This window comes from Actinophytocola sp., assembly GCF_036002505.1.
Taxonomy (GTDB): Bacteria; Actinomycetota; Actinomycetes; order Mycobacteriales; family Pseudonocardiaceae; genus DASYTH01.
In genome coordinates, this window is record NZ_DASYTH010000051.1 from 39762 (window position 1) to 47549 (window position 7788).

Annotated in this window: 5 protein-coding genes and 3 pseudogenes; 6 read left to right on the forward strand and 2 right to left on the reverse strand. The window is 67.5% G+C overall.

The genetic code is table 11. From position 1 onward, the window contains the following. Positions 1-71 precede the first annotated feature (71 nt). On the forward strand, positions 72-1871 hold the full coding sequence (locus VGR06_RS03700; RefSeq protein WP_327557507.1) for an acyl-CoA dehydrogenase: 1800 nt from the start codon (positions 72-74) through the stop codon (positions 1869-1871). Between the two features lie 715 nt (positions 1872-2586). Here the strand turns inward: VGR06_RS03700 and VGR06_RS03705 are convergent. Continuing rightward, a complete protein-coding gene (locus tag VGR06_RS03705; RefSeq protein WP_327557512.1) occupies positions 2587-2757 on the reverse strand; it encodes a contact-dependent growth inhibition system immunity protein in 171 nt (56 codons plus the stop codon). 147 nt (positions 2758-2904) lie between these two features. On the opposite strand from VGR06_RS03705, the pseudogene VGR06_RS03710 reads away from it, so the two are divergent. The 3 genes and pseudogenes from VGR06_RS03710 to VGR06_RS03720 all read left to right on the forward strand — a co-directional run. Next, positions 2905-3099 (forward strand): annotated as a pseudogene (locus tag VGR06_RS03710) (IS5/IS1182 family transposase); the annotation flags it as partial. A gap of 205 nt (positions 3100-3304) precedes the next feature. Beyond that, on the forward strand, positions 3305-3706 hold the full coding sequence (locus VGR06_RS03715) for a response regulator (protein ID WP_327557513.1): 402 nt from the start codon (positions 3305-3307) through the stop codon (positions 3704-3706). 475 nt (positions 3707-4181) lie between these two features. Next, positions 4182-4646: pseudogene (locus tag VGR06_RS03720) on the forward strand (IS21 family transposase); the annotation flags it as partial. On the opposite strand, the pseudogene VGR06_RS03725 reads toward VGR06_RS03720, so the two are convergent. Beyond that, positions 4645-5209 (reverse strand): annotated as a pseudogene (locus VGR06_RS03725) (helix-hairpin-helix domain-containing protein); the annotation flags it as partial. The pseudogenes VGR06_RS03720 and VGR06_RS03725 overlap by 2 nt on opposite strands. Before the next feature lie 154 nt (positions 5210-5363). On the opposite strand from VGR06_RS03725, the gene istA reads away from it, so the two are divergent. Together istA and istB are read left to right on the forward strand one after the other, a co-directional pair. Beyond that, entirely contained in the window at positions 5364-6995 is a 1632-nt protein-coding gene (gene istA / locus VGR06_RS03730) for an IS21 family transposase (protein ID WP_327557508.1), read from the forward strand. Continuing rightward, positions 6992-7788: IS21-like element helper ATPase IstB (istB, locus tag VGR06_RS03735; protein WP_327557509.1), on the forward strand; the 797-nt coding region annotated here is incomplete at its 3' end. The genes istA and istB, both read left to right, overlap by 4 nt.

Below are 7788 nucleotides of genomic sequence, written 5' to 3' on the forward strand. Positions count from 1 at the left end.
TGTCAAGACATCACGGGTTGGGCCGCGCCGCGCCGCGCCCCTGCGGGAATCTGCAACCGAACGGGGGACGTGTGGATACCAGGTCGTGTCTGACCGAGATTCTGTCCGGCGGTCGCCAGGACGTGCACAATGATCTGCGGAAGCTCTTCGCCGCAGAGGTGTTCGACAACCGTTCCGGGTTGGGCGCGCGTGAAGCCGCCGAACTGATATACGAGCGACTCCGATTCCTGGCGGGACGCTTGGAGCCGGCCCGGCAGATCGTCGCCGACCCGTACCGGCTGTGTGCGATGCACGAGTGGGCGGTGCTGACCGACATCGGCCTGGCCGTGGCGATCACGGTGCACTACAACCTCTGCCTCGGCTCAATTCTTGCCCACGGCCAGGGTCGCGACGATCTGCTGCAGATCATTGCGGATTTGGAGGCAGTGAACACCGTAGGCGTTTTCCTGGCCACCGAGCTCGGCTATGGCAACAACCTGGTCAATCTGGAGACGGTGGCTTCGTTCGAAGCCGGCACCGGGGAGTTCGTCCTGCACACCCCCACCGCCCGAGCGCGGAAGTTCATGTCCGGCACAGCCCTTCCCGGGGTGGCCAAGACCGGTGTGGTGCTGGCCCGGCTTGTTGTCGAGGGTGAGGACCGTGGGGTCTTCCCGTTCCTGGTGCCGATTCGCGACGTCGACGGTATGCGCCCGGGCGTGACGAGCACCGCGCTTCCGGACAAACCGGCGCTGTTCACCGACAACGCGGTCACCTCCTTCGACGAGGTTCGCCTGCCCGGCTCCGCCCTCTTGGTCGCCGATGCGCTGCCGACTCGGAACTCGGACAGCGGCCTGGCAACGACCGCTCGGGAGCGGTTCCTCAAGTCGGCCGAACGGATACAGATCGGCAAGCTCTTCCTCGCCACCAGTAGCGCGGCCGCCGCCCGGGCGGCGACCACCATCGCCAGCAGGCATGGCCACCGCCGCCGAACCTTCGCCCCTGGGCATTCCGACGTCGCGGTGGTCTCCTACAGGAGTCATCAGAAGGCCCTGCTCGACGCGCTGTCCGACACCTACGGAATCACGTTGCTGACCAACGCCGCCAAGCGACTGTGCCAGACCTGGTGGCACGAACCCCGCTCGCCGCGCCGCGCGCTGATCCAGCGCCTGGCCGTGACCAAGGCGGTGGTGACCTGGACGGCGGGACAGGTGCTCATCGACTGCCGGGAACGTCTCGGCGCCCAGGGCATGTTCTCGGCCAACCGGATCGCGGACTTCGTGGTGTTCAACTGGATCACGGTGACCGGCGAGGGCGACAACGTCGTCGTGCTGGCCAAGACCGCCAGAGAGATGCTCGAGCTACGAGACTACGCGCCACCGGTGAGCCAGCCCGACCACCCGGTCGGACCGGACCTGCTCGACCCGCGACTGTGGCTGCACCTGTTCCGGGAACGTGAGCGCATTCGGCATCAGCGCTGCGCGGCACGCTGGCAGGATTCCCGGACCCGAAAGTCCGACCCGCTCGAGGCGTGGAACGAGTGCGTGAACGACGCACTGCGCTTCGGCGAAGCGCACGGCGCGCGGCTGCTGCTCGAGGAGTTCGTCAGCGCCGCCAGCAACACCCCGGACCCGCAGGCAAAGCACCTGTTGCACGGCCTCGGTGCCATCTACGCGCTGCGCCAGATATCCCAGGACGCCGCCTGGTTCGTCGCGGAGAAACTGCTGACGCCCGAGCAGTGCGGTGCGTTGCCCGACACGATGGAATCCTGCTACGCCGAGCTCGCGCCGATGCTGCCGTTGCTTGTCGAAGCCTTCGACATCCCGGACGACGTACTGCGGGCGCCCGCTGCCGCAGCCGGCGAACCGGCCACCGCGCTCGAACCATTCTGTTGACCCGACAGTTGCCGGCCCGACGATCGACTCCTGACGACCCGCGCCGACAGCAGGAACGCGAGGACCAGAAGACGCTTCGGGGTCTGCTGCTCTACGGCGCCGCGTTCGCGACGATGGGCACCGTCCGGACTGGCCTTCTGCGCCGTGCTCATGGCGAGGTGGGCGCTGCTGACCTCCTCGTGGGGCCATGGTGCACCGCCTGCCGCCGCCGAGGCGCTGCGCCGCTGCCCTGCGCAATTTGTCATGCCCATGACTTCGGGGCCAGCTCCATCACCGTTGGTCCACCCGGGAGCCGCGACGTCTCAGCCCGCGAAGTCCAGGAAGACGACACTCGCCATGGGGCCGGCGGTCGCCGCCGGTAGGGGGTCGTTGGGTTGTCCCCGGTCGGCTATGTGTGCCAGAGCATGTGGGCACGATCTGTCAGTACAGCCTGCACCTCGGCGAGCGCGTGCAGGATCGACTCCGCCTGGCGTTGCCGCGGGTCAGGAGTGGCCAACAGGGCCGGCGTGGGTGGCCTCGGCAGCGGTGGTTTCCCGAGGGGCCGGCTGGTACGTCACCCACTTCATGGTGACACTCGGACCGGGCCTTCAACTCCACACAGTGCGTGTGTTCGGGATCGTCAGAGCGACCTCACAAGCTCGTCAGCCAGCCTGACGTACCACGGACGTCAGGCTCTCACGCGCGTGCGTGAAACGTCTCGATGTCGGCCTTGAGATCAGCATCGAGTCCCCCGATCGAGTTGATGATTCGTTCGAGCATGGCCAGGTCGGCGGGGGTGCCCGCGCCAGTACGAAGTGGACACTTTCAGCTCCGCCACAAGCACGTCGCCGGGGTAGAAGTCGCCCTCAACCAAGGGTTTCGATTCCAGCAGCGCCAGCGCCGATATCCTGGCTCAGTTCGGGCTCGGTGAGGAACTCGACGCCGGCGGCGTGCATGCTGCTGAAATCTGGTTCCGCACACAACTGCTACGAGGCCGCTGAATAATCGGCGCGTCGTGCTTGGTGGGTGTCGGCTCGGCTGAGATGATCTTCGGGTGCAGGGTGTGGAGCGGGTGGATCGGGAGTTGCTGGACGCGCAGGCGCTGGTGGGTCATCTGGTGGCTGAGGGCAGCATGTTCGCGTTCTTGGCTGATCATCGCCAGGGTTTGTTTCCCGATGGTGAGTTTGAGGACCTGTTCCCGTCGGGTAAGGGTCGTCCGTCGATCCCGGCGTCGGTGATGGCTGCCATAGCGAGGGTCACGAAGAGCGCGGTCCGTTTCGGCGTCTGCATGTCTCACCCTCTGCCGCCGGCACATGTCCGCGATCGAATACCACGGGCACGATGCTCGGATGTCTACGGTAGAACGGTCTGACCGTTGGCGCGCTGGCGCTAGCACGACAGGCGGTTGTGGTCACCACGAAGGCGACCGGGCCGCGTGAGGCGTTGAGTTGATCGTGCTAAGCCACACTGTGCGGCGCTGCGTCGTCTGTGACGATGGAGCAGTGCGACCCACTATCCTCATCGTCGACGATCATGAGGGTTTCCGCGCCTCCGCCCGGGCCATGCTGGAGGCGGAGGGACTCAACGTGGTGGGCGAGGCAGCCGACGGGGCGGCGGCTGTCGATGCAGTCTGTGCGCTGCGGCCGCAGATCGTGTTACTCGACATCCAACTACCGGGAAGCGATGGGTTATCCGTGGCCGAGGTACTCGCCGAGTTGGCGGATCCGCCGGCAGTGGTGCTGATCTCAAGTCGTGATATGTCGGCCTACGGACCGCGCCTTCATCGTAGCCGGGCGAGGGGTTTTCTCACCAAGAGCGCGTTGTCCGGCGAGGCGATCGCCGATCTGGTCGGGTAGGGGTCGGATGCCGCGACTCGCGTTGCTGTTGTGGCCGGCCGCCATGGTGGTCGGACTGGCGGCAGAACGGGTTGGGTTCGGCTGGACTGATCTGCAGCACTGGGCCCCGGATCTGATCACTGGCTGGTCCTTGATCGCCGTCGGGTTGATCGCTTGGCAGTGTCGACCGGACAGCCGAGTGGGTGTGCTCGTCACGGTGATTGGCTTCAGCTGGTTTGTCGGGAACTTCGCGGTAACTGGTGTCGCCGGCGTTGACTGGTTAGCGCGGCAGGCAGTGTTTGTTCACCGAGGGCCGCTGGTGCATCTCCTGTGTCCGTGGCCATGAGAAAGTCCCCGTGTGTGGCCGATTCGAGGTCCTCGCTGGTGGCCAGGTGAAAGTCCCCGGTTCTTCGTTCGTCGTGTCGTTCGGGAGCGTGAGGCCTGGGCGGTGACGGTGGCGGTGCCAACCAGTCACCGCACCGCCCAGGAGCTTCCATTGAAGTCTGCGAGAGAGCGAATGGACATCATTGCCGCCTATCGGGAGGTGGGCACCTACCGTGGCGCCGCGGAGATCACGGGGACGACCTCGAAGACGGTCAAGCGGGTGATCGAGCGTCACGAGTCCGGCGACGGGCCGGTGGTGCGTGCGCTGCGGGAGCGTAACTTCGACGGTGTGGCCGGGTTGGTCGCCGAGCGGGTGGCCAAGACGCAGGGCCGGATCTCGGCCAAGCGGTTACTGCCGGCGGCCCGGGCCGCGGGTTATGCGGGGTCGCCGCGGAACTTCCGGCGTCTGGTCGCCGAGGAGAAGTGCTTGTGGCGCAAGGGGAATCATCGTGGTCGCCGTCCGGCGGTGTGGTTACCCGGCGAGTACCTGGTGATCGATTGGGGCAGCCTTGCGGGGTTGCACGTGTTCTGCGCGGTGCTGGCATGGTGCCGGGTCCGGTTCGTGCGCTTCGCCGCGCGCCGAGGTGGGTGAGGTGGGCGCGGAGGAATTCGACGGGGTGGGTGCCGGGGGGGTGATACCGGTGATCAGGGCGTCGGCGGTGGCGATCTCGAGGGTGGACATGCCGGGCAGCGCGGGCGCGTCGAGGCCAACCGCGATGCCGGGGAGGTGGCCGGGCCGGTCCCGGGCGGCAGCGCCTGCCGCCCACAGCGCCTGCCGCCGGTCCGGGCCGAGCTGATCGAACACGCCGGCCGTGGCCAAGGACTCGAGTTGGGGTTGGGTGAGAGAGGTGCGGCGACCGAGGTCCCCGATGCTGGTGAACGGCCCGCCAGTATCGCGGGCGGCGACGATCTGCTCCGCGGCTGTGTCGCCGACATTGGCGATGGTGGCCAGGCCGAGGCGGATGGCGTGGCCGCCGGTGTTTCGGGGCCGGGTTCGAGGGTGGCGTGGGCGAGGCTGCGGTTGATGTCCGGCCGGCGGGTGGCCACTCCGTGTCGGCGGGCGTCGGCGACGAGAGATTGCGGGGAGTAGAAGCCCATCGGCTGGGCGCGCAGCAGCCCGGCGGTGAACGCCGCCGGGTGATTGGCCGTGGCATCGTGATTTGGCCCCGGTTCGGCACCGTTAGCGGGCCCCACCGATCGGGCGAATTCCTGCTCGTGGTGTGCGAGTCGGTGGGTTGAGCTGAGGGTCCTGGGTGGACAGTGCCGGTGAGGGGCCGTCCGCGTGGGAGCCGGAATGGTGTCCAGGGTGGAGTTGTTCGCGCTGATCCGGCGGGATGCCCGGGTGGAGGGGTTGTCGGTCCGGGCGTTGGCTGACCGGCATGGAGTGCATCGCCGGACGGTGCGTCAGGCGCTGGGGTCGGCGGTGCCGCCAGCACGGAAGACGCCGGTCCGGCCATCGCCGGTGACTGGTCCGCTGGGTGAGGCGATGGACGAGATGCTGCGGGCGGATCTGGATGCGCCGCGTAAGCAGCGGCATACCGCGCACCGGATTTGGGAGCGGCTGGTCGACGAGCATGACGCGACGATCGCCTATCGCACGGTGTCGAAGTATGTCGCGAGGCGGCGGCCGGAGATCTTGCTGGAGGCGCGGAACCGGGCGGGTGTGATGGACGGATTTGTTCCGCAGACACATCTTCCGGGGCAGGACGCCGAGGTCGACTTCGCCGAGGTCTGGGTGAACGTCGGTGGTGCCGACACCAAGTGCTTCCTCTTCACGTTGCGAATGTCGTTCTCTGGCAAGGCAATCCACCGCGTCTACTCGTCACAGGGACAGGAGGCGTTCTTCGCCGGTCATGTCGCTGCTTTCACCGAGCTGGGCGGCGTCCCGGCTGGCGAGATCCGTTACGACAACCTCTCCTCAGCGGTCCGGCGGGTCTGCTTTGGACGGTCACGGGTGGAAACGGATCGATGGGTCTTGTTCAAGTCTGCGTATGGAATCACGAGTTTCTATTGCATGCCAGGAAAAGAGGGCGCCCACGAGAAGGGTGGCGTCGAGGGTGAGGGTGGCCGGTTCCGGCGTCGCTGGTTCGTGCCAGTCCCGAAGATCGCCGATATTTCCGGGCTGGCCGGCATCAACGACAAGCTCGCTGCGGCGGATCTGGCCGAGAATTCCCGTCATATTGACCACCGCACCAGCACGATCGGGGAGGACTTCGCGTTGGAGGCGCCGCTGCTGGCGTCGTTGCCGGTGGAGGAGTTCGACATCGCGCTGACCACGACACCCCGGGTCGACCGCTACGCCAGGATCACCGTCCGGCAAGCGCTCTACTCGGTGCCCGCCCGGCTGATCGGGCAGACGGTCCGGGCGAAGCTCGACGCGGAAGAACTGGTGGTGCTGCACGGCTCCACGGAGGTCGCCCGGCATCCCCGGTTGACCACCAAGGGCGGGCAGCACCTGGTGCTGGATCATTACCTGGAGGTGCTGGCAGGCAAGCCCGGCGCGCTGCGCGGGGCGACCGCGCTGGTCCACGCGCGGCAGAAGGGCTGGTTCACCGCCACCCACGACGCGTTCTGGGCCGCAGCGCGGGCCAAACACGGCGACCAGGCCGGAACCCGGCTGCTGATCGAGGTTCTGCTGCTGCACCGGCGGATGGCTCATGCGCACGTGATCGCCGGGATCCGCGTCACGCTCGAGGCCGGGTCGGTTTCACCGGACGTGGTGGCGATCGAGGCCCGCAAACACGCCGCCGCGGCCGGCGAACCCAGCGCCGAGCTGCCACGGCCGCAGCGCAGCCGCAGCAAGATCGTGTCACTGCCCGAACGCCGCCGCGCCGCCGAACTGCCGCCGGACCCCCGTCCCGCACCGTCGATCGACGCCTACGACCAGCTGCTGCGCAACACTCCGAAGAAGGGGAACGCGTCATGACCCGCACCACCGCCCGCGGCCGGGATCAGATCACCGAGGAAGCCGCCGACGCCGCGATCGAGCAGGCTTGCCGGATCCTGCGGCTGCCCACGATCCGCGACCGGTTCGGCGACCAGGCCGCCGCCGCGGCCCGGCAGCAGGCCACCTACAAGAGTTTCCTGTCCGAGCTGCTGTTCATCGAGTGCGAGGACCGCGAGGTCCGCCGCAAGGCCCGTCTGGTCAAGCAAGCTGCTTTTCCTCGCACGAAACGCATCGAGGACTTCGACTTCGCCGCGAACCCGAACGTCCCGCCCGCACTCGTGCACACCCTCGCCAAGGGCGCCTGGATCCGCGCGGGGCAGCCGGTCTGCCTGATCGGGGACTCCGGCACCGGCAAGTCTCACCTGCTGATCGGGCTCGGCACCGCCGCGGCGGAGGCCGGGTTCAAGGTCCGCTACGTCACTGCCGCCGCGCTGGTCAACGAGCTTGTCGAGGCCGCCGATGACAAGCACCTGTCCAAGACCATCGCCCGCTACGGCCGCGTCGATCTCCTTTGCCTCGATGAGCTGGGCTATCTCGAGCTGGACCGCCGCGGCGCGGAGCTGCTGTTCCAGGTGTTCACCGAGCGGGAAGAACGTTCCAGCATCGCGATCGCGAGCAACTCGGCGTTCAGTGAGTGGGCTCGCACCTTCACCGATCCGCGGCTCTGCGCCGCGATTGTCGATCGCTTGACGTTCGACGCGTCCATCATCGAGACCGGCACCGAGTCGTTCCGGTTGCGCACCACCAAACGCCGCCGCAGCAGCACCCGGAC

Excerpts from the sequence above, each read along its gene's own strand:
- istA (WP_327557508.1), top strand. The coding sequence starts at position 5,364 with ATGGTGTCCAGGGTGGAGTTGTTCGCGCTGATCCGGCGGGATGCCCGG.